The 23,134-nt window shown below is 65.1% G+C and carries 23 protein-coding genes; 8 read left to right on the top strand and 15 right to left on the bottom strand.

Annotation, left to right across the window (positions count from 1 at the left end; genetic code table 11):
• Position 1 precedes the first annotated feature (1 nt).
• Entirely contained in the window at positions 2-1,732 is a 1,731-nt protein-coding gene (locus tag HAP48_RS20175) for an SGNH/GDSL hydrolase family protein (RefSeq protein ID WP_166216186.1), read from the top strand.
• 152 nt (positions 1,733-1,884) lie between these two features.
• On the opposite strand, the gene HAP48_RS20170 is transcribed toward HAP48_RS20175, so the two are convergent.
• A complete protein-coding gene (locus HAP48_RS20170; protein ID WP_166210890.1) occupies positions 1,885-2,262 on the bottom strand; it encodes a CsbD family protein in 378 nt (125 codons plus the stop codon).
• A gap of 74 nt (positions 2,263-2,336) precedes the next feature.
• Positions 2,337-3,071 carry an SDR family NAD(P)-dependent oxidoreductase gene (locus HAP48_RS20165; protein WP_166210893.1) on the bottom strand — a complete coding sequence of 245 codons (735 nt, stop codon included), beginning with the start codon at positions 3,069-3,071 and terminating at the stop codon, positions 2,337-2,339.
• Positions 3,072-3,248: 177 nt separating this feature from the next.
• Between HAP48_RS20165 and HAP48_RS20160 the strand changes: the two genes are divergently transcribed.
• Together HAP48_RS20160 and HAP48_RS20155 are read left to right on the top strand one after the other, a co-directional pair.
• Positions 3,249-4,028, top strand: coding sequence for an SDR family NAD(P)-dependent oxidoreductase (locus tag HAP48_RS20160; RefSeq protein WP_166210896.1), 780 nt, complete (start codon positions 3,249-3,251; stop codon positions 4,026-4,028).
• 111 nt (positions 4,029-4,139) lie between these two features.
• A complete protein-coding gene (locus HAP48_RS20155) occupies positions 4,140-5,027 on the top strand; it encodes a TauD/TfdA dioxygenase family protein (RefSeq protein ID WP_166210899.1) in 888 nt (295 codons plus the stop codon).
• Positions 5,028-5,241: 214 nt separating this feature from the next.
• Here the strand turns inward: HAP48_RS20155 and HAP48_RS20150 are convergent, their stop codons facing one another.
• A complete protein-coding gene (locus tag HAP48_RS20150; RefSeq protein WP_166210902.1) occupies positions 5,242-5,901 on the bottom strand; it encodes a YqgE/AlgH family protein in 660 nt (219 codons plus the stop codon).
• Between the two features lie 136 nt (positions 5,902-6,037).
• Here HAP48_RS20150 and HAP48_RS20145 point away from each other — a divergent pair, with 136 nt between their 5' ends.
• A complete protein-coding gene (locus HAP48_RS20145) occupies positions 6,038-6,877 on the top strand; it encodes a protein-disulfide reductase DsbD domain-containing protein (RefSeq protein WP_166210905.1) in 840 nt (279 codons plus the stop codon).
• Positions 6,878-7,085: 208 nt separating this feature from the next.
• Complete coding sequence (locus HAP48_RS20140; RefSeq protein ID WP_175612412.1) at positions 7,086-8,468, top strand: oligosaccharide flippase family protein; 1,383 nt, start codon at positions 7,086-7,088, stop codon at positions 8,466-8,468.
• Positions 8,469-8,565: 97 nt separating this feature from the next.
• Here HAP48_RS20140 and HAP48_RS20135 read toward each other — a convergent pair whose 3' ends face one another.
• The 3 genes from HAP48_RS20135 to HAP48_RS20125 form a co-directional block, all read right to left on the bottom strand.
• Complete coding sequence (locus HAP48_RS20135) at positions 8,566-9,354, bottom strand: 3-hydroxybutyrate dehydrogenase (RefSeq protein WP_166210911.1); 789 nt, start codon at positions 9,352-9,354, stop codon at positions 8,566-8,568.
• A gap of 12 nt (positions 9,355-9,366) precedes the next feature.
• Positions 9,367-10,536 carry a DUF3734 domain-containing protein gene (locus tag HAP48_RS20130; RefSeq protein ID WP_166210914.1) on the bottom strand — a complete coding sequence of 390 codons (1,170 nt, stop codon included), beginning with the start codon at positions 10,534-10,536 and terminating at the stop codon, positions 9,367-9,369.
• A 104-nt stretch (positions 10,537-10,640) separates the two neighbouring features.
• Positions 10,641-11,138: a CAP domain-containing protein gene (locus tag HAP48_RS20125; RefSeq protein WP_166216189.1), complete on the bottom strand. Its 498-nt coding sequence runs from the start codon at positions 11,136-11,138 to the stop codon at positions 10,641-10,643.
• A gap of 399 nt (positions 11,139-11,537) precedes the next feature.
• Here HAP48_RS20125 and HAP48_RS20120 point away from each other — a divergent pair, with 399 nt between their 5' ends.
• A complete protein-coding gene (locus tag HAP48_RS20120; RefSeq protein WP_166210917.1) occupies positions 11,538-12,008 on the top strand; it encodes a YybH family protein in 471 nt (156 codons plus the stop codon).
• 123 nt (positions 12,009-12,131) lie between these two features.
• On the top strand, positions 12,132-13,214 hold the full coding sequence (locus tag HAP48_RS20115; RefSeq protein WP_166203503.1) for an ISAs1 family transposase: 1,083 nt from the start codon (positions 12,132-12,134) through the stop codon (positions 13,212-13,214).
• Between the two features lie 152 nt (positions 13,215-13,366).
• Here the strand turns inward: HAP48_RS20115 and HAP48_RS20110 are convergent, their stop codons facing one another.
• From HAP48_RS20110 to cysG, 9 genes are all read right to left on the bottom strand, one after another.
• The gene (locus HAP48_RS20110) at positions 13,367-14,416 is read right to left on the bottom strand and encodes a sulfate/molybdate ABC transporter ATP-binding protein (protein WP_166210920.1); all 1,050 of its coding nucleotides are present in this window, start codon (positions 14,414-14,416) and stop codon (positions 13,367-13,369) included.
• On the bottom strand, positions 14,406-15,368 hold the full coding sequence (gene cysW / locus HAP48_RS20105; RefSeq protein WP_420869882.1) for a sulfate ABC transporter permease subunit CysW: 963 nt from the start codon (positions 15,366-15,368) through the stop codon (positions 14,406-14,408). Before cysW ends, HAP48_RS20110 begins: the two co-directional genes overlap by 11 nt.
• Positions 15,369-15,376: 8 nt before the next feature.
• Complete coding sequence (gene cysT / locus HAP48_RS20100; protein WP_166216195.1) at positions 15,377-16,183, bottom strand: sulfate ABC transporter permease subunit CysT; 807 nt, start codon at positions 16,181-16,183, stop codon at positions 15,377-15,379.
• 63 nt (positions 16,184-16,246) lie between these two features.
• Positions 16,247-17,236, bottom strand: coding sequence for a sulfate ABC transporter substrate-binding protein (locus HAP48_RS20095; protein WP_166210923.1), 990 nt, complete (start codon positions 17,234-17,236; stop codon positions 16,247-16,249).
• 154 nt (positions 17,237-17,390) lie between these two features.
• Positions 17,391-18,122: a phosphoadenylyl-sulfate reductase gene (locus HAP48_RS20090; protein WP_166210926.1), complete on the bottom strand. Its 732-nt coding sequence runs from the start codon at positions 18,120-18,122 to the stop codon at positions 17,391-17,393.
• Complete coding sequence (locus HAP48_RS20085; RefSeq protein ID WP_166210929.1) at positions 18,119-18,634, bottom strand: DUF934 domain-containing protein; 516 nt, start codon at positions 18,632-18,634, stop codon at positions 18,119-18,121. Before HAP48_RS20085 ends, HAP48_RS20090 begins: the two co-directional genes overlap by 4 nt.
• A complete protein-coding gene (locus HAP48_RS20080) occupies positions 18,621-20,276 on the bottom strand; it encodes a nitrite/sulfite reductase (RefSeq protein WP_166210932.1) in 1,656 nt (551 codons plus the stop codon). Before HAP48_RS20080 ends, HAP48_RS20085 begins: the two co-directional genes overlap by 14 nt.
• Before the next feature lie 12 nt (positions 20,277-20,288).
• Positions 20,289-20,606, bottom strand: coding sequence for a DUF2849 domain-containing protein (locus tag HAP48_RS20075; protein WP_166210935.1), 318 nt, complete (start codon positions 20,604-20,606; stop codon positions 20,289-20,291).
• The gene (gene cysG / locus HAP48_RS20070) at positions 20,603-22,054 is read right to left on the bottom strand and encodes a siroheme synthase CysG (protein WP_166210938.1); all 1,452 of its coding nucleotides are present in this window, start codon (positions 22,052-22,054) and stop codon (positions 20,603-20,605) included. The genes HAP48_RS20075 and cysG overlap by 4 nt, the downstream gene beginning before the upstream one ends.
• A 247-nt stretch (positions 22,055-22,301) precedes the next feature.
• On the opposite strand from cysG, the gene cysD reads away from it, so the two are divergent.
• Complete coding sequence (cysD, locus tag HAP48_RS20065; protein ID WP_166210941.1) at positions 22,302-23,096, top strand: sulfate adenylyltransferase subunit CysD; 795 nt, start codon at positions 22,302-22,304, stop codon at positions 23,094-23,096.
• The last annotated feature ends 38 nt before the right edge of the window (positions 23,097-23,134 follow it).

Here is a 23,134-nt window from a genome sequence, read left to right as displayed (position 1 = left end):
GATGCGAAAGCCGAAGTCCTTCCTGCGCATATTCACCGAAGCCGGCCCGCTGGTCGCGCTCACGGTGGCGCTTGCGCTCCTGATCGGCATCGCCCAGCCCGCCTCGGCGCAGTTCTTCGGCTTCCCGGGCTTCGGTGACGCACCCCAACGCCGCGCGCCGCCACGCAACGGTGGCGGTGGTGGCGGCGGCTGGTTCGGGGGCGATTTCTTCGCGCCGTTCCAGCAGCAGCAGCAGCCGCAATCACAGCAGCAGCAGCGGCCGCGTGAGGATTTCTCGCGCGCCCCGCCGCCGGCCAAGCGCGAGGCCGCCGCGGAGCGCAACGTGCTTGTCATCGGCGACGCCATGGCCGACTGGCTCGCCTATGGCCTGGAGGATGCCTATTCCGACCAGCCCGACATGGGCGTGATCCGCAAGCACAAGACGGTGTCGGGCCTGATCCGCTATCAGCCCAAGGGCGATCCGGCGGATTGGGCTGCCGCCGCGAAGGGCATTCTCGCCACCGAGAACCCCGATGCCATCGTCGTGATGCTCGGCCTCAACGATCGCACGGCGATCCGCGAACCTGTGGTGGAGAAGAAGGTCGACAAGAAGGACGACAAAAAGGACGCGCGCGCCAAACCGGACGCAAAGCCCGGCGACAAGCCCGATACCGCTGCCAAGACTGATGGCAAGACCGACGCCAAGCCCGCCGAGACCGAGCCGCTAGCCGACGACGCCGACAATGACGCGCAGGCCGCGCCGGAAAAGACCGCTCGTTCGCCGAACGGCCTCTATGAATTCCGCGAGGACCGCTGGGTCGAGCTCTACGGCAAGAAGATCGAGGAACTGATCAATGTGCTGAAGAGCAAGGGCGTGCCGGTGCTGTGGGTCGGCCTGCCCGCGATCCGCGGCCAGAAGGGCACGTCGGACATGCTGTTCCTCGACGCGCTGTATCGCGACGGCGCCGGCAAGGCCGGCATCACCTATGTCGACGTCTGGGACGGCTTTGTCGACGAGGCCGGCCGCTTCATGCAGAAGGGCCCGGACTTCGAAGGCCAGCCACGCAAGCTGCGCTCCGACGACGGCGTGTTCTTCACCAAGGCCGGCGCGCGCAAGCTCGCGCATTATGTCGAGCGCGAGGTGACGCGGCTGCTTGCGGTGCGCACCGGCCCGATCGCGCTGCCGAGCGAGCCGGCAACCCCCGATACCAGCGCCGAGCCCGGCAAGCCCGCGCCGCGGCCGCTGGCAGGCCCCGTGCTGCCGCTGGTCGCCTCCACGGTCGGCACGGATCAATTGCTCGGCGGCCCGGGCTCGCGGCCCGCCGCCGTCGATGCGCTCGCCGCGCGCACGCTGGTGAAGGGCGAGGCTCTGGCGCCGCCCGCCGGCCGCGCCGATGATTTCGCCTGGCCGCGCCGCGAGATCGGCCGCGAGCAGGCCAAGGGCGACGTGCCTGTCGCCGCGACCACGCCTGCCGCACCGAGCGGCGCGCCGGCGAACCCGCCGCCTTCGACCACGGCGATCGCGCCCGACGGCTCGATTATCACCGCGCCGAAGCCGCAACGGCGTGCGTTCCGGCCGGCCCAGGCCCAACCGCAGCAACAGCAGCCGCAGACCCAGCCCTGGCTGCGCGACATCTTCGGCTTCGGCGCGCCGCAGCAGCGCCCGCTGGTCGCACCGCCGCCGCGCCCGCCGCGGCCGCCCGGCAATATCGGACAGCGAGCCGCAGCGCCGGGGAATCCCTGGCAGTGGTAATCTCTGTTCGGCGGCTCTTACGACGAAGCGCGTAAGCTCCATCCACGTCATTGCGAGCGAAGCGAAGCAATCCATCGATCCGCGGATGCGGACAAATGGATTGCTTCGTCGCTATCGCTCCTCGCAATGACGGCGGTGAATAAGGCGGCGGCTCAGCCGTAATAGCGCCAGCGCGACGGCGGCGGGCGGCGCGGCTGGCGCGTCATCAAAAGCGCGAGCGCAAAGCCGATGCCGCCGGCGATCAGCAGCGAACCGAGTGGATTGTCCTGCACCGCATGGGCCATCGCCTTCTGCCCGCTGCGAACGGTCTCGCCGCGGTGCTCATAAGCATCTTTGGCATAGTTGACCGCGGTATCAGCCGCGTCGCGCGCGGCATCCTTGGCCTGGCCGTAGAGATCCTGCACTGCGCCTGCGGCCTCGCGCGCACGGCCCGAAGCCTGCGTCTGCGCATCACCGGCCGCATCGCCGACTGCGGCTTCGGCCTTGCCAGCAAATTCCTTCGCCGTTCCGAAAATCCGATCCTTGTCCATCGTGACGCTCCCTGAAATGTCAGGGAGCCAACCGCGGAACCTCGCGCAAGTTCCTGGAGTTCAAGTTCCTGGAGCTAGAGAATGAGCCCGCCATCGACGACGATGGTCTGGCCGACGATGTAGGAGGCGAGCGGCGAGGCCAGGAACAGCGCGGCGCCGGCCATGTCGGCGGGCGTGCCGAGACGCTTCAGCGGAATGCGCTCCAGCGCGCCCTCGAGACGCTTCGGATTGGCCGTCGTCGCCTTGGTCATCTTGGTGTCGACGAGGCCGGGCGCGATGCCGTTGACGCGGATGCCGTTCTCCGCCCAGGCCTCGCCCAGCGTGCGCGTCAGCCCGACGGCGCCGGTCTTCGAGGCGTTGTAGGCCGGATTGCCCATGGTGGAATGATAGGCCGCGGTCGAACTCACGATGATCAGCGATCCCCGGCTCGCGCTGAGCATCGCGTGGAATTTGGTGGCGCAGGCCATCAGGCTCATCAGATTGACCTCGAGCACCTTGCGGAAGCCCGCCATCTCGAATTCCCCGCGGCGGTAAATCACCGCGCCTTGCGCCAGCACCAGCACGTCGAGCCGATCGAACGACGGCGTGAGGCTTTCGATCGCCTGCGGATTGGAGACATCGAGCTGCGCGTAGCCGAGGCCTTCGAGATCCGAGCCTTCCTCTTTCGAATAGTCGCTCGCCTGCGCACGGGTGCCGTACACACTGACGCGCGCCCCCTTGGCGCGGAAGGCCTGCGCGATGCCGTTGCCGATGCCGCTGGAGCCGCCGACCACCAATATTTGCTTGCCGCCGAAATCGAGCTCGTTCATCGCATTCCTCCTGCTCTGTTTTCTTGATTGAGCATCATCCTTTTCGAAAAGCCAACCGAGAAACTTGCGTTAACGCGCTGCGCGCGTGCTGGATACGGATCAGCGGTTTGACGTCTCTGCGGATCGGTGCCAGCGTTGTCGATCTCACAACGCAAAAAAATCAACGGGGGGTCCGTCATGTCCGAATTCAAACAGCTCAGCCGTTCGGTGAAGGGCCTCACCGTTCTCGTCACCGGCGCCGCCAGCGGCATGGGCCGCGCCACCGCGCGGGTGTTCGCCGACGAAGGCGCCAATGTCGCGGTCACCGACCTGACCGAAGAGGGCACGCAGGCGGTGGCGAAAGAAATCTCGGCGAGCGGAGGCTCGGCAAAGGCCTGGACGCTCGACGTCGCCGATCGCGATGCGATCACCAAAGTCGTCAACGATGTCGCCGCGCATTTCGGCGGGCTCGACATCATCGTCAACAATGCCGGCATCTCGGTGCGCGTGGCGATCGACGATCCCGGATACGAGGACGCCTGGGCCAAGGGCATCGCGGTGATGCTGACGGCGCATCCGCGCATCATCCGCGCCGCACTGCCATACCTGCGCAAGTCGCGATCGCCGCGCATCGTCAACATCGCCTCGACCGAGGCGCTGGGCGCGACCGGGTTGCACAGCGCCTACTCCGCGGCAAAGGGCGGCGTCACCAGCCTGACCCGCTCGCTCGCGGTGGAACTGGGGCGCGAGGGCATCACCGTGAACTGCATCTGCCCGGGCCCGATCCGCACCGCCATCACCGACCGCATCTCCGAGGAGCACAAGACGATCTACGCCAAGCGCCGCACCGCGCTCGCGCGCTACGGCGATCCTGAAGAGGTCGCGCACATGACGCTGAGCCTGTGCCTGCCCGCCGCATCGTTCCTGACCGGCGCCGTGATTCCGGTCGACGGCGGGTTGATGGCGCGGAATGCCTGACCCGCGCCAAGCCCACACTTCGCCGCGAAGCGTTGACAGCGCACGCGTCCGGAGTAGCCTTCCCGGCAAACGAAGCGGGACAACCGCCCGCGAGATACGGGGAGATACGCCATGACGGTCCTGATCCGCCAGCTTCACAAGCATTTCGTCGGCGAGGTCTCCGGCGTCGATCTGCGCAAGCCGCTGACGAAGCAGGAAGCGATCGACATCGAGGCCGGCATGGACAAGTACGCCGTGCTCGTCTTCCACGGCCAGGACATCACGGACGACCAGCAGATGGCGTTCGCGCTCAATTTCGGCGAGCGCGAGGATGCGCGCGGTGGCACCGTGGCGAAGAAGGAGGACTACCGCCTCTCCGCCGGGCTCAACGACGTCTCCAATCTCGGCAAGGACGGCAGGCCGCTGCCGAAGGATCACCGCACCCATCTGTTCAACCTCGGCAACTGCCTGTGGCATTCCGACAGCTCGTTCCGGCCGATCCCGGCGAAGTTCTCGCTGCTGTCGGCGCGCGTGGTGAACCCGAAGGGCGGCAACACCGAGTTCGCCGACATGCGCGCCGCCTATGACGCCCTCGACGACGAGACCAAGGCCGAGATCGAGGACATGATCTGCGAGCACTCGCTGATGTATTCGCGCGGCTCGCTCGGCTTCCTCGATTACACCGACGAGGAGAAGGCGATGTTCAAGCCGGTGCTGCAGCGCCTGGTGCGCACGCATCCGGTGCATGGCCGCAAGTCGCTGTATCTGTCGTCGCATGCCGGCGCCATCAGGGACATGAGCATGCCGGAGGCGCGGCTGTTGCTGCGTGACCTCACCGAGCACGCGACCCAGGGCGAATTCGTCTATGTGCACAAATGGACGGTGCACGACCTCGTGATGTGGGACAACCGCCAGACCGTGCACCGCGTCCGCCGCTACGACCAGTCGCAGCCCCGCGACATGCGCCGCGCCACGGTGGCCGGCACCCAGCCGACGGTGGCGCAGGAAGCGGCGGAGTAGCGGGCGCAGGCGCTGTCGTAGCCAAACCCACAGCTGTCGTAACCAAGCCCACAGCTGTCGTCCCGGGCAAGCGTCAGCGCGACCCGGGACCCATAACCACGAATGCATGTAATGGCGCGAGGATGCGGCCACAGCGCGGCACCACAACAACGTCCTGTGGTTATGGGTCCCTGCTTTCGCAGGGACGACATCGAGATCGAGGCGCTGTCGCTGGCTACGCGTGGCCGGCGTCGTTGGAAAGCATGCCGGCCTCGATGCCGATCTTGCGCAAGGCGCGCGCGTATTTCTCATCGACATCGGCGCCGAAGATCAGCTCCGGATCGGCGTCGCAGTGCAGCCAGCCATTGTGCTGGATCTCGTTCTCGAGCTGGCCCGGCGCCCAGCCGGCATAGCCGAGCGCGAGGATCGCGTGCTTGGGGCCTGAGCCCTTGGCGATCGCCTTGAGGATGTCGACGGTCGCAGTCAGCGAGATGCCGTCGTCGATGTTGAGCGTCGCATCCTGGATGTAGAAGTCGCTGGAATGCAGCACGAAGCCGCGGCCGGTGTCGACCGGGCCGCCCTTCATCACCTTCATCATCTCGGCATTTTCGGGCAGCTGGATCTGGTCCGATTTCTCGATGATGTCGAGCTGCACCAGGAGCCCGGGGAAATCGATGCTGCCGGCCGGGCGATTGACGATGATGCCCATGGCGCCCTCGGAGGAATGGGCGCACATGTAGATCACCGAGCGCTCGAAGCGCGGGTCGTTCATCACAGGCATCGCAATCAGCATCTGGCCGTCGAGATAGCCATCATCGGCGGCGTGGGGACCGGGGGCCGGGTTTCTGCCGGCGGCGGTCTTGCGAGTCTTGCCTGTTTTGCCTTCAGGGCGCATCCGCAAAGGCCTTTCCTGCTGATTTGGCATCCTGATATTGGGTCGCGGTTCTGTCAATCAACCATCGCCCGCCATGCGGCGATGCATCACAAGCAATTCAATGGTTTGCAACGAAAGTTGCGGGTAAACACGTCTCATGATCGTCACAGTTCCCCTGCGGGCCGCCTTTGGCGTTGCCGCCCTGCTTTCCGTCGCAACCATGGCAACGGAGGTCCGCGCCGACGACGCCTCGCCGTGGCAGCAGGACACGCATTCGGCGGTACGGCTGCTCGCGGGATCGCGCAGCGGCACGGTGCTGCTCGGCGGCATTGCCTTCCAGTTGCAGGACGGCTGGAAGACCTACTGGCGGACCCCCGGCGATTCCGGTGTGCCGCCGCGATTCGATTTCTCCAGGTCGGACAATGTCGAGGCCGTGACCGTGATGTGGCCCGCGCCGCGGCAATTCGACGACGGCGCCGGCGGCACCTCGCTCGGCTACAAGCACCAGGTGGTGCTGCCGCTGCGCATCGTCGCCAAGAATCCCGACAAGCCGCTGGTGCTGCGCGCCGACATCAACTACGCGGTGTGCGAGAAGCTGTGCGTGCCGGTAGAGGCGAAGGCCGAATTGGCATTCGCCAGCGTCGCCTCGACCGAGGACGCTGCGCTGACCGATGCGCTCAACGCGGTGCCGAAGCCCGCCAATATCGGCGATCCGACCCCGTTCACGATCCGCGACGTCAAGCGCGACGGCAAGAACAACGTGCTGGTCGATGTCACCGCGCCCGAGAGCCGCGACCTCAGCCTGTTCGTCGAGGGGCCGACGCCCGACTGGGCGCTGCCGGTGCCCAAGCTGGTCGAGCACGCGCCGCCCGGCGTGAAGCGTTTCTCTTTCGAGCTCGACGGGCTGCCGCCCGGCGCCACGGCGGACGGCGCCGCACTCAAGCTGACGCTGGTCGGCGGCGACAAGAGCTACGAATTCAATATCAATTTGAACTGACGCCATTTCAATTGACGCCAGTTGAACCGACACCATGAGTGCTCGCCAAGCGGGCAGTTCCTCAGGCGCGCGCAGCGTCTGATACGCAGTTGGCGCATCCCCAGGTTCCCTGCCCGGACGAACACCCAACCCAATCTTAACGTTTCGTTGATAGATCGAGGCGCATTGCCGCGCTGCGGCGCTTCAGGAATTTTCCGCCTTGGCTGTGATGGAAACCCAAACCGCAACCTCTGCGCCATCGGGCCCGGTCGCACGCCTGCGGGGCCTCGCCGCGCGCCTGCTTGGCGGCACCAAGGAGGCCTCGGTCACCAAGCGCCTCGCCGGCACCATCTTCGTCATCCGCGTCATCAGCGCCGCGATCGCCTATCTCGCGCAGATCCTGCTGGCGCGCTGGATGAGCGGTTCGGACTACGGCATCTATGTCTACGTCTGGACCTGGGTGCTGCTGCTCGGCAGCACCATGGATTTCGGCATCGCGCCGTCCTCGCAGAAGATCATCCCGGAATATCGCGCACGCGGCGACCTCGCCGCGCTGCGCGGCTTCCTCTCCGGCGGCCGCTGGGTGGTGCTTGCAGCGTCCAGCACGGTCGCGCTGCTGCTCGCGGGCGTGATCCATTTCGCTTCGCCCTGGATCGACCCCAACGCGGTCGTGCCGCTTTATATCGGCTGCCTGACGCTGCCGCCCTTCGTGGTCGCCAACACCCAGGACGGCATCTCGCGCGCGCATGACTGGATGCAGCTCGGCCTGATGCCGCAGTTCATCGTCCGGCAGGGATTGATCATCGCGCTGACCGCCGGCGCGCTGGCGCTCAGCCTCAATCTCGGCGCGACGGCGGCGATGATCGCGAGCGCCGCGGCCGTCTACATCGCGGCGATCGGCCAGATGATCGTGCTGAACCGCCGGCTCGCCGCCCATGTCGGGCCCGGCGAGAAGACCTATGACGTCAGGGGTTGGTTCGCGATCTCGCTGCCGATCATGCTGGTCGAGAGCTTCTATCTGCTGCTCGGCTACACCGACGTGCTGATGCTGCAGCAATTCCGCTCGTCGGAAGAGGTCGGCATCTATTTCGCCGTGGTGAAGACGCTGGCGCTGGTGTCGTTCGTGCACTACGCGATGTCGGCGACGACGGCGCACCGCTTCGCCGAGTACAACGCGCTCGGCGACAAGGACCGGCTGTCGGCCTATGTCGCGCACGCCATCAGCTGGACATTCTGGCCTTCGCTATTCGCGACCATCGCGCTGCTCGCGTTCGGCAAGCCGCTGCTGTGGTTGTTCGGCCCGAAATTCGTCGACGGCTACAGCATCATGTTCGTCGCCGCGATCGGGCTCGTGATCCGCTCGGCGATCGGGCCGGTCGAGCGCCTGTTGAACATGCTCGGACACCAGGGCATCTGCGCGACGGCCTATGCGGTGTCGTTCTTCATGAATGTCGGGCTCTGCATCGCGCTCGTCCCGCGCTACGGCGGCATGGGCGCAGCCGCCTCGACCTCGCTGTCGCTGACCTTCGAGACGATCCTGCTGTTCTACGTCGTGCGCTCGCGCCTCGGGCTGCACGTGCTGGCGTTCGGAAAGCGGCGGCCGGCGTCGTAACGGGTCAGCAAAGTTCAGTCGCATCTCCAAAAGCAAAAGCCGGCCCTGATCCAATCAGGGCCAGCTTTGCTTTAGCTGACAAATCCCGCCGGAAAAACTACTCCGCGGTCCAGCCGCCGTCGATCGAGAGATTGGCGCCGGTGATCTGCGCGGCATCGTCGCCGCACAGGAACAGCGCGAGTGCTGCGACCTGCTCCGAGGTGACGAACTCCTTGGTCGGCTGGGCGGCGAGCAGCACATCCTTGATGACCTGCTCCTTGGTCAGATTGCGCGCCTTCATGGTCTCCGGAATCTGGTGCTCGACCAGCGGCGTCCAGACATAGCCCGGGCTGATGCAGTTGCAGGTGATCTTGTGCTGCGCGAGCTCGAGCGCGGCGGTCTTGGTGAGGCCGGCAATGCCGTGTTTGGCCGAGACGTAGGCCGACTTGAACGGCGAAGCGACCAGCGAGTGCGCGGAAGCCGTGTTGATGATGCGGCCCCAGCCGCGCTTCTTCATGCCGGGCACCGCGGCGCGGATGCCGTAGAACGCCGACGACAGATTGATCGCGATGATGGCTTCCCACTTCTCCGGCGGAAACTCCTCGATCGGCGAAACGAACTGGATGCCGGCATTGTTGACGAGGATGTCGACCGAACCGAAGGTCTTCTCGCCGAGCGCGATCATGTCGGCGATCTCGGCCGGCTTGGTCATGTCGGCCGGCGAATAGGCCGCCTTGACCTTGAAGTCGGTCTCGATGCCGGAACGCTCCTTCTCGATGTCGGCCGGCACGCCCATGCCGTTGAGGACGACATTGGCGCCGGCGCCGGCGAAGGCGCGCGCATAAGCCAATCCGATGCCGCTGGTCGAGCCGGTCACAACGGCGGTCTTGCCTGTCAACGTACCCATTGTTGTTCGCTCCTATTTGCTTGCCGGGGGCGTGGGTTCGTCCCCCGTGAGATCGTAAGTCACCATGGTTTCCCCGGACTGTGGCCGTTCTAGCCATTCTTTGTGACGCATCGACAAATGCACGTCGCGCACGCCGGCGCCCCAGTGCTCGACCATCGCAACATGGGAGAAGTCGTAGTCCTTCGACGAGCTCTCGTAGTTCTTGCTCTTGTAGATCAGGTGGACCACCGTGACGGTGTTCTCCTTGGACGCCTTGCGCAGCAGCTCGACCGACGGGTCGTTCTTGAGGTAATCTGGCAGTTTGCCGATCAGGTCGCGCACCGCCATGCGGGCGTTATGGATCTGCTTGTTCTTGTCGGTGTTCATCCGCGTCCGGCTGGAAAAGCGGATGTCCTTTTCGCGCTCGGCGGCTTCCAGCAGCGTCTCCGGCAACAGCCCGCGCGCGCTGAACAGGTCGACCTGGAAGATCAGGAGATCACGGCTGATCTCCTCGTCCAGCACGAAGTCGAGCGGGGTGTTGGAGGCGATGCCGCCATCCCAGTAATGCTCGCCCTCGATCACGACGGCGGGAAAGCCCGGCGGCAACGCGCCAGAGGCCATGATGTGCTCGGGGCCGATCTTCTTGCCGCGCTTCTTGAACTCGTAATTGTCGAAATAGCAGAAATTGCCCGAGGTGACGCCGACTGCGCCGACCGACAGGCGCGTCTTCAGATCGTTGATGCGGTCGAAGTCGACGAGCCGCTCCAGCGTCTTCTTCAGCGGCGCGGTGTCGTAATAGCTCAGCGATTGCGAGCTGCCGGGCGGCCACAGCGGCGCCGGCGGAATCCGCGGCGCGAAGAAGCCGGGCACGCCGAAGGTCGCGATGATGGCGGCAGAGGTCTCGTTGAACAGCGAACGGGCTCGCTCATGCTTCGAGATCGGATTCCAGGGCACCGGTGCCGACACCATCTCCCAGAATTCCTTCAGCCGCGGCACGCGCTTGTCCGGCTCGTTGCCGGCGATGATCGCGGCATTGATGGCGCCGATCGAGATGCCGGCGATCCATTCCGGCTCGAAGCCCGCATGGCAGAGCGCCTGAAAGGCGCCGGCCTGATAGGAGCCGAGCGCACCGCCGCCCTGAAGAACCAGCACGCGCTGCGCTTGCGCCGGCGTCGAGGCGGGCGCGGTGTCAGAAGTATCCATTCGTAACCGCCAAGTCAGGAATACCTTGCAGCGCACCGTGGCGGCTGTTCGCAGCCGCGTCAATCGACGAGATGCGGAAGCGGATCACGCGGATTTTATCGAAATCAGGTTGCCGCCAAAATGAGCGTCCAGAACACCTTGTATTTGGTGTTGGGAGCATAGACGGCCGCGATGCCCATTTTTGTGACACCGCTCTTGAGCATATTGGCCTTGTGCGGCGGGGAATCGCGCCACCCTGAAAATGCTTCCGCCAGCGTGTGATAGCCGGCCGAGATGTTCTCGACCGCGACGGTTGCGGGATAGCTCCCGGCCTGCAGCCGCTTGCCGAGCGGGGCCTTCACGTCATGGTCCATCTTGTTGCGGGCGGCCATCGCCTGCGACTGCTGCTCGGCGAGCTTCGTCAGGTCCGGATCCACCACGACGGTGCCAAGACCATTGTTCTGGCGGTATTGCGAAAACATGATCGCGGCCGCCTGGCTATCCAGCACCGCGCCGGCCTGCGCCATGTTGAGATACATGGTCGGTTCTTCCGGGATTTTGGTGTCTGCGGCACAGCCGGCAAGCACCAGAAGCCCGAACAGGGCGACCGTCGTCCGTTTCACTGGTAAAAACCCCCAAGGTTGGCCCGCCGTTGTTGCATACCAACCGTGGCTGAATGGTGAACAGCGGCTAACTTTTGGCCGCCAATTGCCGTCATTCACGAGGGCGCCGGGTTTCGTGGGAGCCCTGTTTCTCCTTCCCCCTGAAAGGGGGAAGGTCGGGATTGGGGGGGCGGCCGCAGGCGACGCTGCAAGTGGAGAGAGCAGATCCCCACCCGCTTTGCTCTGGCGAGCAAAGCGACCTCCCCTTTTCAAGGGGAGGTTTTGACCCGTCGTCCGGATAGAGCCTCCCGCCCGAGCCGGGACCGATCCGCGGAGCAAGTCCCCGGATCTCGCTTCGTTGACACCGTTGTGCGTTTCTGGCTCCGTCGGCCCGGCATAGCCGTCGGGTTGAGGAAGATGATGAGCCAGGAAACAGCTCTGCCGATCGCCGATTCATCGACCACCCGATCGGTCTTCGATTGGCTCGAGCGGTTCGCCGCCTGCGTCCGGGCGGTGGACTATGCTGCCGCCCGTCCGTTCTGGCATCCCGACATTATCTCCTTTGGCACCTACCAGGAACTGATCCGCGGCCGCGCGCGCTGGACGGAGATGCAATGGGACAATGTCTGGCCCCGTACCGCGGATTTCGCCTTCGACCTCGACAATACGGTGGTGCTGGCGAGCGCCGACGGCAACATGGCGACGGTGATCACGCCGTGGACGAGCACCGGCTTCCACGCCGATGGAAGCCGCTTCGACAGGCCAGGACGGGCGACGATCATCCTCGCGCGTCAGGCTGACGGCCGCTGGCTCGGCGTTCACTCCCACATGTCGCTGCAGCGTGGCGTCCCGCAGGACAGTCACGGCAACCGGCCCGTCAAGGCGCGTTAGCGCGTAGCTCGGATGGCTCCTTCCCCCTGAAAGTAGGGGAATCGCATATGGCTCAGGAGGGGTGTTGCCAAGCGGTTGGAACTGGATTCTTTGGGGGTCTCTCGATTGTCGAGGGAGACCCAAATGCGCAAACTCAGGCGCCTGTTTCGACCGCTCAAGGATCCACGCGCCGGCAACACGCGACACGATTTGTTGGAGATCCTCGTCATTGCCTTGGCGGCGACGCTGGCCGGCGCCAAGACCTGCACCGAGTTCGAGTTCTTCGGCAAAGGCCGAGAGCAGCTGTTGCGGAAGTTCCTGGAGCTTGGACACGGTATTCCTAGCCACGACACGTTCAGCAACGTCTTCCGCGTGCTGGACCCGAAGGGTCTGGAAGCGGTTTTGCGTAAGTTCAGCAAGAGCTTCGGCGTCAAGGGCGTGGTCAGCATCGACGGCAAGGCGTTGCGCGGAGCCTTCACGCGTGGCCGGCGGGCTACGCCGCTACATATGGTCAACGTCTGGGCGGCAGGCACGCGCATGGCGTTGGCGCAGAGAAAGGCTCCCAATCGCAACGAGATTGCCGGCGCTCTCGAAGTCCTCGCCCTGCTCGATCTGGATGGTGCTCTTGTCACCGCCGACGCCTTGCATTGCCGGCCCGACACGGCGCAGGCCATCCGCGATCGGAAGGGCCACTATGTATTGGCCATCAAGAGTAATCGCGGCCGGCTCTTCAAAGCCGTCAAGGCGCTGCTCGATACGGCCCGGAAGCCAGCGCGGGCGAGCCAGCGAAGGACATCGGCCCACGGCCGCATCGAGCGCCGGCAGGCCATCGTCGTGCCGGCCCCAGACTTGGCAAAGCAATACAGCTTCCCTGCTATCGCTGTCGTCGGTCGCATCGATAGTTGGCGCGCCAAGGCCGGCAAGACAGCCAAACACACGGCCCGATACTTTCTGGCCTCACGCCGGTTGTCGGCCAAGAAGCTGCTCGAGGCCGTCCGCGCCCACTGGGGTATCGAGAACAACTTGCATTGGGTTCTCGACGTTCTGTTCGACGAAGACGCCTGCCGTAGCCGCAAGGGCCATGCCGCCGGAAATCTTGCCGCCATCCGAAAGCTGGCACTTAACGCTCTACAAGCCACGCCAGGTCCCACGCGCACCAGCCACAAAATGCTCCAGGCCAGATGGAATAACGACTTCCTTCTCTCCGTCCTCGCCCATATGCGATAGCCCTACCCCTGAAAGGGGGAAGGTCGGGATGGGGGTCGGCCACAGGCGACAGCGGATGTCGTGGAGAGAGGATCCCCACCCGCTTTGCTCTGACGAGGAAAGCGACCTCCCCTTTTCAAGGGGAGGTTAGGGCGCAGCGGCCGGGCCGGGCCCTACTCCTGCGCCGCAAAAATCCGGTAGCGGCGGGGCTGCAGCGAGACGATTTCACCGGCCTGCAGCTCGCGGTCGCGGGGGGCGTCGATCTCGATCACGGTCTTGCCCTCGCTACCCGACAGCGCCACTTCGGCGCGCTGGATCGGCCCGAACGAACGGACGTGACGGATGGCGCCTTCCAGGGCGCCGCTTCCGGCCGGACCGACCGCCATGTCGTGGCGGCGGACGAACAGCTTTGCTGCGCCCGACGCCGCGCCGAGCGCCGGAATGTTCAGCGGGCGGCCGTCCAGCCGCACCGCATCGCCGGCCACGTCGACCGGAAGCACGATGGATTCGCCGATGAAGCCGTGCACGAAAGCGGTCGCCGGATTGTCATAGACCTCGCCGGGCGAGCCGATCTGCTCGATCTTGCCCTTGTCCATCACCACGACGCGGTTGGCGACTTCGAGCGCCTCCTCCTGGTCGTGGGTGACGAAGATCGAGGTGACGTGGATCTCGTTGTGCAGCGAGCGCAGCCATTGCCTGAGCTCCTTGCGCACCTTGGCATCGAGCGCGCCGAACGGTTCGTCGAGCAGCAGAATGCGCGGCTCGATCGCGAGCGCACGCGCCAGCGCAATGCGTTGCCGCTGGCCGCCGGACAGCTGGCTGGGATAGCGGTTGGCCAGCCAATCGAGCTGCACCAGGTCGAGCAATTCCTTGACCCGGGCGCGGATCGTCGCTTCGTCCTTGCGGATCGCGCGCGGCTGTACGCGCAGCCCGAACGCGACGTTCTCGAACACCGTCATGTGGCGGAACAGCGCGTAGTGCTGGAACACGAAGCCGACCTGACGCTCGCTGGCGCCGCGCGAGAGCGCATTCTCGCCGTCGATCGCGACCTCGCCGCTGTCGGGCCAGTCCAGTCCCGCGATGATCCGCAGCAGCGTCGTCTTGCCGGAGCCGGACGGGCCGAGCAGCGCCAAGAGTTCGCCGTCGGCGACCATGAGATCGACATTGTCGAGCGCGGCAAAGCTGCCGAACGTCTTTACGATATTCTTGACTTCAATCGCCATCGGGCACCTCTGCCTCGTCGAGCCTTTGCTCGAGAACGGTCTTCGCCACCAGCGTGATCAGCGCCAGCATCGCCAGCAGCGACGCGATCGCGAACGACGCGACGAACTGATATTCGTTGTAGAGAATCTCGACCAGGAGCGGCATCGTGTTGGTCTCGCCGCGGATGTGGCCGGAGACGACCGACACCGCACCGAACTCGCCCATCGCGCGCGCGTTGCAGAGCAGGACGCCGTACAGCAGGCCCCATTTGATGTTGGGGAGCGTCACGCGGAAGAAGGTCTGCAGGCCGGAGGCGCCGAGCGAGATCGCCGCCTCCTCCTCCTGGGTGCCCTGCTCCTGCATCAGCGGGATCAGCGCGCGCGCCACGAACGGGAAGGTGACGAAGATCGTCGCCAGCGCGATTCCGGGCACCGCGAACAGGATGTGGACGTTGTGCGCCTGCAGCCACGGACCGAAATAGCCCTGCGCGCCGAACAGCAGCACGAAGACCAGGCCGGAGATCACGGGCGAGACCGAGAACGGCAAATCGATCAGCGTGATCAGGAAGGTCTTGCCGGTGAATTCGAACTTCGAGATCGCCCAGGCCGCGACCACGCCGAACACCAGATTGAGCGTGACCGAGATCGCGGCGATCAGCAGCGTCAACTTGATCGCGGCGAGCGCCTCGGGCTCGGCCAGCGCGGCGAAATAGGCGCCGATCCCTTTCGAGAAGGCCGACGCAAACACGACGACCAGCGGCAGCACGACGAACACGCTGAGGAAGGTGATCGCCAGCGCGATGATGATGAAGCGGATCGGACCGGGCTCGGTGCGCAGATTGCGCTGCGCCGTGCCCGGCTCCGCGCGCGCGATCTCGAGCCGCGGCGCCGGGGCCGCCACGCTGACATCGGTTGCCGGCGCGTAGGTCCGCAGTTGCGTCGTCGAGGTCACCAATCCCGTCTGCATCGACATCTCGAACCTCAATGCACGGGAATGCGGGCTTGCGCCCAGCGCTGCAGGCGATTGATCACGAAGATGATCAGGAACGAGGCCACCAGCATCACGACCGCGATCGCGGTGGCGTCGGCATAGCGGAATTCGGACAGCCGGATCACGATCAACAGCGGCGCGATTTCGGAGACGTTGGGCAGATTGCCCGCAATGAAGATCACCGAACCGTATTCACCGATGGCGCGGGCAAAGGCCAGCGCAAAGCCGGTCAGCAGCGCCGGGATCAGGCTCGGCAGGATGACGCGAAATACCGTGTGCCAGCGGTTGGCGCCAAGGCTCGCCGCGGCTTCCTCGATCTCGGGATCGAGATCGATCAGCACCGGCTGCACCGTGCGCACCACGAAGGGAATCCCGATGAAGATCATCGCGATGAAGATGCCGATCGGCGTGAACGCGACCTTGATGCCGAGTTCGGCGAGCGGCGCGCCAAGCCATCCCTTCTGCGCGAACAATTGCGTCAGCGCGACGCCGGCGACCGCGGTCGGCAAGGCGAATGGAATATCGACGATGGCGTCGAACAGCCGCCGGCCCGGAAAACGGTAGCGCACCAGCGCCCAGACGATGATGGTGCCCATCACCAAATTGACGCAGGCGGCCGCAAACGAAAGCCCAAACGAAATTTTCAGGGCATTCAGGGTGCGGCGGCTGGTGATGATGGCCCAGAACTGATCGAGGCTGAGCTCGAACGTCTTCAGGAACAGCGCGGCCAGCGGAATCAGGATGATAACGGAGAGCCATGTCAGGGTCAGTCCCATGGTGAGACCGAACCCCGGCAGGGTACTGCGCCGTGCAACCGCTGTGCTCACAAATCCCCCTGTTTGGCCCGGACGATAACTCGATCAGTTCTTGTAGATCTGATCGAAAATGCCGCCCTCGGCGAAGTGCTCCTTTTGGGCCTTGGTCCAACCACCAAAAACGTCGTCGATGGTGAAAAGTTCAACCTTGGCGAAGGATTTTTCGTACTCCTTGGCGATTTCAGGGTCGCGCGGCCGGTAGGAGTTGCGCGCGGCGATCTCCTGGCCTTCCTTGGTGTACCAGTACTTCAGATAGGCTTCGGCGACGGCGCGGGTGCCCTTCTTGTCGGCAACCGTGTCGACCAGGGCGACCGGCGGCTCGGCGAGGATCGACTGCGGCGGGGCCACGATCTCGAACTTGTCCTGACCGAATTCGCGTTGCGCCAGAAAGGCTTCGTTCTCCCACGCGAGCAGCACGTCGCCGACACCGCGCTCGACGAAGGTCACGGTCGAGCCGCGCGCACCGGTGTCGAGCACCGGAACGTTCTGGTAGAGATCGGCGACGAACTTCTTCGCCTTGTCGACTGAGCCGAACTTCTTCTGCGCATAGCCCCAGGCGGCCAGATAGTTCCAGCGCGCGCCGCCGGAGGTCTTCGGGTTCGGCGTGATCACGGCGACGCCGGGTTTAATCAAATCATCCCAATCCTTGATGCCCTTGGGGTTGCCCTTGCGCACCAGGAACACGATGGTCGAGGTATAGGGCGAGGCGTTGAGCGGCAGCCGCTTCTGCCAATCGGCCGCAAGCAGGCCCTTGCCCGCGATCGCATCGATGTCATAGGCGAGCGCCAGCGTGACGACATCGGCCTGCAATCCGTCGATCACCGAGCGCGCCTGCGAGCCAGAGCCGCCATGCGACTGCTTGATCTCGACGCTCTTGCCGGTTTCCTTCTGATAGGCCGCCGCGAACGCCTTGTTGAAATCGACATAGAGCTCGCGGGTCGGATCGTAGGACACGTTGAGCAGCGAAACGTCGGCCGCGAAGGCCGAGCTCGCCCACAACAATCCCGCGATCAGCGGCAGGATACGACGGATCATTTCTGTCTCCATTCAACCCGAGAATGTCAGGGAACACGCCAGACATAACTCGCGGCGAAGTGGCTTTAAGTCAACGAAACCGGTTTTCTTTGTTTGCGGCCGTGCAGCGCGCTTGTGCTACGAAGGCGCCGCACTGCGAAGGCTTTGTCGTGTGCTACGACATCTTCATTGTATGGATGCCGCATTCCGTCTTGGCCCGGCCACGCCAGCGGCCGTCGCGCGCATCCTCGCCGGCGGCAGTCCGGCTCGAACAAGGCATACACCCGACCGACTGATATCCCGATGCGACAAGTGGATGCGGCGGCAGCTTGCCGAGCGTGTAGATCGCCTCGATCTCCTCGCGCGAGACGTTGGCGAACGGATTGAATTTCAGCCTGACGCCGTCGTCCTCGACGACCGGAATCTCGGTGCGGGCGCCGCCCTGGAAGCGCTTGCGGCCGTTGATCCAGCCGGCGAACGGTTTTAGCGCACGCGCCAAGGGCTCGACCTTGCGGATCCGGCAGCAGGCATCGGGATCGGTGAACCACAATTCGCGGTCCGGATCCTGGCGCGACATCGCCTGCTCATCGGGCTTGATCGAACGCACATCGGTGAGGCCGAGCGTGGTTATCAAGGTGTCACGATAAGCCAGCGTCTCCTCGAACAGCCAGCCGGTGTCGAGGAAGACCACCGGGATCGCCGGATCGACATCCGCCATCACCTTGAGCAGCGCAGCGGACTCGGTGCCGAACGACGACACCAGCGCCAGCCTCTCGCGGCCGACCGTCTTCAGCGCGGCCGCGATCACCTCGGCGGGCGATGCCGTGCGCAGCGCGCGATCGAGCGCATCGGCCGCGGGCAATGCGACCGGCGCCGTGGCTGCGAGCTCTGGTGCAAGCGTGCTCACTGGCCCGCGCTCTCCGAGTGACGCAGCTGCATGCGGCGGTTGAGCGCGGTGACGCGGCCGTCGCCGGTCGGCTGGTAGAACACCGAATAGCGCTTCATGGTCGCGGCGAAGGCGTCGGCATCGGCGTCCTTCTTCACCTCGAAGGCGTCGAAGCCGGCGCGGGTCATGAACACGAACTGGTCGCGCAGCACCTGGCCAGTGGCGCGCAGCTCGCCGTCATAGCCGTAGCGCTCGCGCAGCAGGCGCGCCTGGCTGTAGGCGCGGCCGTCGCGGAAGGTCGGGAACACCAGCGCGATCGAGGCGAGACGATCGAGATGCGGCACCAGATCGTCGAGATTGCGGTTGTTCGGCCAGATCACGCCGACCTTGCCGGGGCGGCGCAGCAGCGCCTCCGGATCGGCGAGAAAGCGTTCGGCGCTCACCAGCACCGCACCGTCGCCCGGCAGCTCGGCGCCGTCGGCGACATGGACGAACAGGTCGGTGGTTAGTCTTCCCTGCTTAACGAGTGGCATAGACCCGCTCCCTGAAAGGCTCGACGCCCAGACGCTTCACCGTATCGACGAACAATTCCTCGGGACGGTCGCGCAGCGCGAGATAGGCTTCGACAATGTCTTCGATCACGTCGGCGACTTCCGCATAAGGAACGGCCGGGCCGATCAAGGTGCCCATCTGCGCGTTCTCGTCGGCGCGGCCGCCGATCGTGATCTGGTAGAATTCCTCACCGTTCTTCTCGACGCCGAGAATGCCTATGTGGCCGACATGGTGATGGCCGCAGGCATTGATGCAGCCGGAGATGTTGATGTGGAGCCGGCCGATCAGGTCGGCAGTGTCGTGGTTGGCGAAGCGCCGCGTCAGCTCCTGCGCGACCGGGATCGAGCGCGCATTCGCCAGCGAGCAGTAATCCAGCCCCGGGCAGGCGATGATGTCGGTGACCAGATTGACGTTCGGCGTCGCGAGGCCGAGCCGGTCGAGCGCCTTGAACAGTGCCGGCAGGTCGCGCTTGGCGACGTGCGGCAGCGCCAGGTTCTGCTCATGGCCGACGCGGATTTCGCCGAACGAATATTTGTCGGCGAGATCGGCGAGCGCGTCCATCTGCTCGGCGCTGGCGTCGCCGGGCGGGCCGCCGACCGGCTTCAGCGACAGCACGACGATCGAGTAGCCCTGCACCTTGTGCGGGAACACCGAGTTCTTGCGCCAGCGCTCGAACAGCTTGTCATGTGCGGCCTGCTTCAGCTCGTCCGGCATGTGCGGCAGCTTTTCGTAAGCCGGATAGGAGAAGCGCGAGCGGACCTCCTCGATGGCGGCATGGTCGAGCGTCAGCCCGACATCGCCCATCTGCTTCCACTCCTCGTCGACTTCCTTGGCGAACTTCTCGATGCCGAGCTCGTGCACCAGGATCTTGATGCGCGCCTTGTAGATGTTGTCGCGGCGGCCGTACTGGTTGTAGACGCGCAGGATCGCCTCGATGTAGCTCAGGATATCGCGGCCGGGGACGAACGGCTTGATGGTCTTGGCGATAAACGGGGTGCGGCCGAGGCCGCCGCCGACCAGCACCTCGAACCCGGTCTCGCCGTCGGCGTTCTTGTGCAGGCGCAGGCCGATGTCGTGGATCTTGATCGCGGCGCGATCATGCTCGGAGGCGGTGATCGCGATCTTGAACTTGCGCGGCAGGAACGAGAATTCCGGATGCAGCGTGGTGTGCTGGCGGATCAGCTCCGACCAGATCCGCGGGTCCTCGATCTCGCCCGGCGCAACCCCGGCCCACTGGTCCGAGGTGACGTTGCGCATGTTGTTGCCGGAGGTCTGCATCGCGTGGATGCCGACCTCGGCGAGATCGGCCAGCGCGTCAGGCAGCTCGCTGAGCTTGATCCAGTTGAACTGGATGTTCTGCCGGGTGGTGAAGTGGCCGTAGCCGCGATCGTAGCGGCGCGCGACATGGGCGAAGCGGCGCAGCTGCTTCGACGACAGCGTGCCGTACGGGATCGCGACGCGGAACATGTAGGCGTGCAGCTGCAAATACACGCCGTTCTGCAGACGCAGGATCTTGAATTCGTCCTCGGTGAGCTCGCCGGAGAGGCGGCGCTGCACCTGGTCGCGGAATTCCGAAACACGCTCGTTGATCAGCGTGCGGTCGAGTTCGTCATATGCATACATGATGGATAAGCCTTACGCCGGCACCTGAAGATCGATCGTGACGCCCTTGGCGCGGATGTGTTCGCGGAGATTGCCCGGCTTGACCTTGCCGCCGTCCTTGAGTTCGACCGGCGCGATATAGGGGCCGACCGCGCCGACGTCGTCGGCGGCGGCTTCCGCCAGCAGCGCGCGGGCATCGTCGGAGGTGCTGACGACAGCGGAGTCGGCGAGTTCGGTGGACCAGCCCTTTTGCGCGGTCCGGTAGACGACGGCGCCATCCCAGGTGCGATTGGCGGTCACCACCGAGGGGCCCGTGATCCTGATTTTCTTCTGTTCAAGCGGAGAGGTCATTCGGCAGCTTTCAGCAGTTCGGAGAACATCTGGTTGGAGAAGAGTTGGGTGACGTTGGATCGGCTCCACGGCGCGGAATGCGCGACCACGTCGCCAATGATGAGAACGGCGGGACCGCCATCGACCTGTTTGACCAATTCGGGCAGCCGCGCCAGCGTGCCGACCGCGGCCTTGGCGTCGGGCCGTGTCACCCGCGCGAACACGCCGACCGGCGTCTCCGGCGAGCGGCCCGCGGCGAGCATGCCTTCGCGGATCGAAGGCGCCGCGGTCATGCCCATGTAGACGACGACGGTCATCTTGTTGTCGGTCAGCACCGACCAGTCGACGACTTCGGCATCGCGCGCCTTGTGCGCGGTGAGGAAGGTGATGCGCAGCGCCTCGTGCCTATAGGTCAGCGGCACTTCGAATTGCGCGGCGGCGCCAAGACCGGCGGAGATGCCCGGAATAATAGAATAAGCGACGCCGGCGTCGCGCAGCGCCTCGATTTCCTCGCCGCCGCGGCCGAACACGAAGGGATCACCACCCTTCAGCCGCACCGCGCGCTGGCCAGACTGCGCCGCTTCGATCATCAGGCGGTTGATGGCGTCCTGGCCGATGCCGGGCTTGCCGATCCGGCGACCGACCGGGGTGCGCGCGGCATCGCGCCGGATGCGGTCGAGAATTTCAGGTGACACCAGTTCGTCATAGAACACGACGTCGGCATCCTGCAGCGCGCGCAGCGCCTTCACCGTCAAGAGATCAGGATCGCCGGGACCGGCGCCGACCAGCGTAACGTGTCCGATGGCCTTGCCCTCTGCGCTCGCACCGGCGAATGCCGCGGGATCGGCGATCGCGGTCAGCGCCTGCTCGGCTTCGTCCTTGCGGCCGGCCAGCACCAGCGCGCCGATCGGGCCCTCGACAATGCGCTCCCAGAAGCGGCGGCGCAGCGGAAACTCATCGATGCGGGCATGGATCGATTTGCGGAAGCGGCCGATGAAGCCGGCAAGATCGCCGATCCGTGCCGGCAGCACCGCCTCGATCTTCTCGCGGATGCGGCGCGCCACGACCGGCGACGTGCCGCCGGTACCGACCGCGACCACGACATCGCCGCGATCGACGATCGCCGGCATGATGAAGGTGGAGTGGACGAGGTCGTCCATCACATTGACCGGCAGGCCAATCGCCTTGGCGCGCACCGACATCGCGATGCCGATGTCGCCGGCGCCGGCGCACAGCACGGCGATAACATCTGAAAGATCAGCGGCGAGCGGATCGCCCTCGGCGCGCTCGATCCGCGCGGCCTCCTCCGCAGCGAGGCCGGCGAGATCATGATCGCCGTCGGTCGCGTACCAGCGGACCGCGGCGCCGGCGGCCGCAAGCAGCCGCAGCTTGGCGCGCACGAGCTCGCCCGCTCCAACGAGCAGCACCTTGCCGCTTTGCAGATCCAGAAACACCGGCAGATATCGCATCAGACACTCGCTTCCCCAACTTGGGGGTTGACTGAAATTATTTTCTATTTATCTCTCGATCAAGGCCAGCAAAGAGAAAATTATTTCTTCTCTATTGCAGCGCAACTTTAGAATTTTCAACTCCACAGGCCAAGGCCGATAGATGCATCTTCTCGACAAAGAATCCGCCGCTGCCGGATCACGGTCTGCAGCCCTTGCACAAGCATCTTCCGTGCCGGGGATTTCGGCCCATCGGGCCCCCCCGACCATGGATCACCTGGACGAGCTCGAGGCGCAGAGCATCTATATTCTCCGCGAGGCGTTCGCACGGTTGAAGAAGCTCGCGCTGCTGTGGTCGCTCGGCAAAGACTCCAATGTGATGATCTGGCTGGCACGCAAGGCATTCTTCGGCCGGGTTCCGTTCCCGGCGATGCATGTCGACACCGGCAAGAAGTTTCCGGAGATGTACGCGTTCCGCGACCGCTTCGGCAAGGAATGGGATCTCGACCTGCGCGTCGAGCCCTGCCCGTCGATCGACAGCGTCGACCCGACCCTGCCGCCGGCCGCGCGCTCCGCGGCGCGCAAGACCGAAGGGCTGAAGCTCGCACTCAATAAGTATGGCTTTGACGGATTGATCGCCGGCATCCGCCGCGACGAGGAGGCGACGCGCGCCAAGGAGCGCGTGTTCTCGCCGCGCGGCCTGGAAGGCGAGTGGGACGTGCGCGACCAGCCGCCGGAGTTCTGGGACCAGTTCAACGCCTCGCCGCCGCAGGGCGCGCATCTGCGCATCCATCCGATCCTGCATTGGACCGAGGCCGACATCTGGGCCTACACCAAGCGCGAGAACATCCCGATCATCCCGCTGTATCTCACCAAGGACGGCAAGCGCTATCGCTCGCTCGGCGATCAGGACATTACCAACCCGGTCGCTTCGACCGCGTCCAACATCGACGAGATCCTCGCCGAACTCGACGCCACCAAGATCCCGGAGCGCGCCGGCCGCGCGCTCGACCACGAGACCGAGGATGCGTTCGAGCGGCTGCGTGTCGCCGGCTATCTCTGATCAACTGGCTTCTCAACATTTGGCTTCCCACTTCGCGC

The organism is Bradyrhizobium septentrionale (assembly GCF_011516645.4).
Classification (GTDB): domain Bacteria; phylum Pseudomonadota; class Alphaproteobacteria; order Rhizobiales; family Xanthobacteraceae; genus Bradyrhizobium; species Bradyrhizobium septentrionale.
Note: the sequence above shows the minus strand (reverse complement) of the source record. Positions and strands in the feature narration are given on the sequence as shown.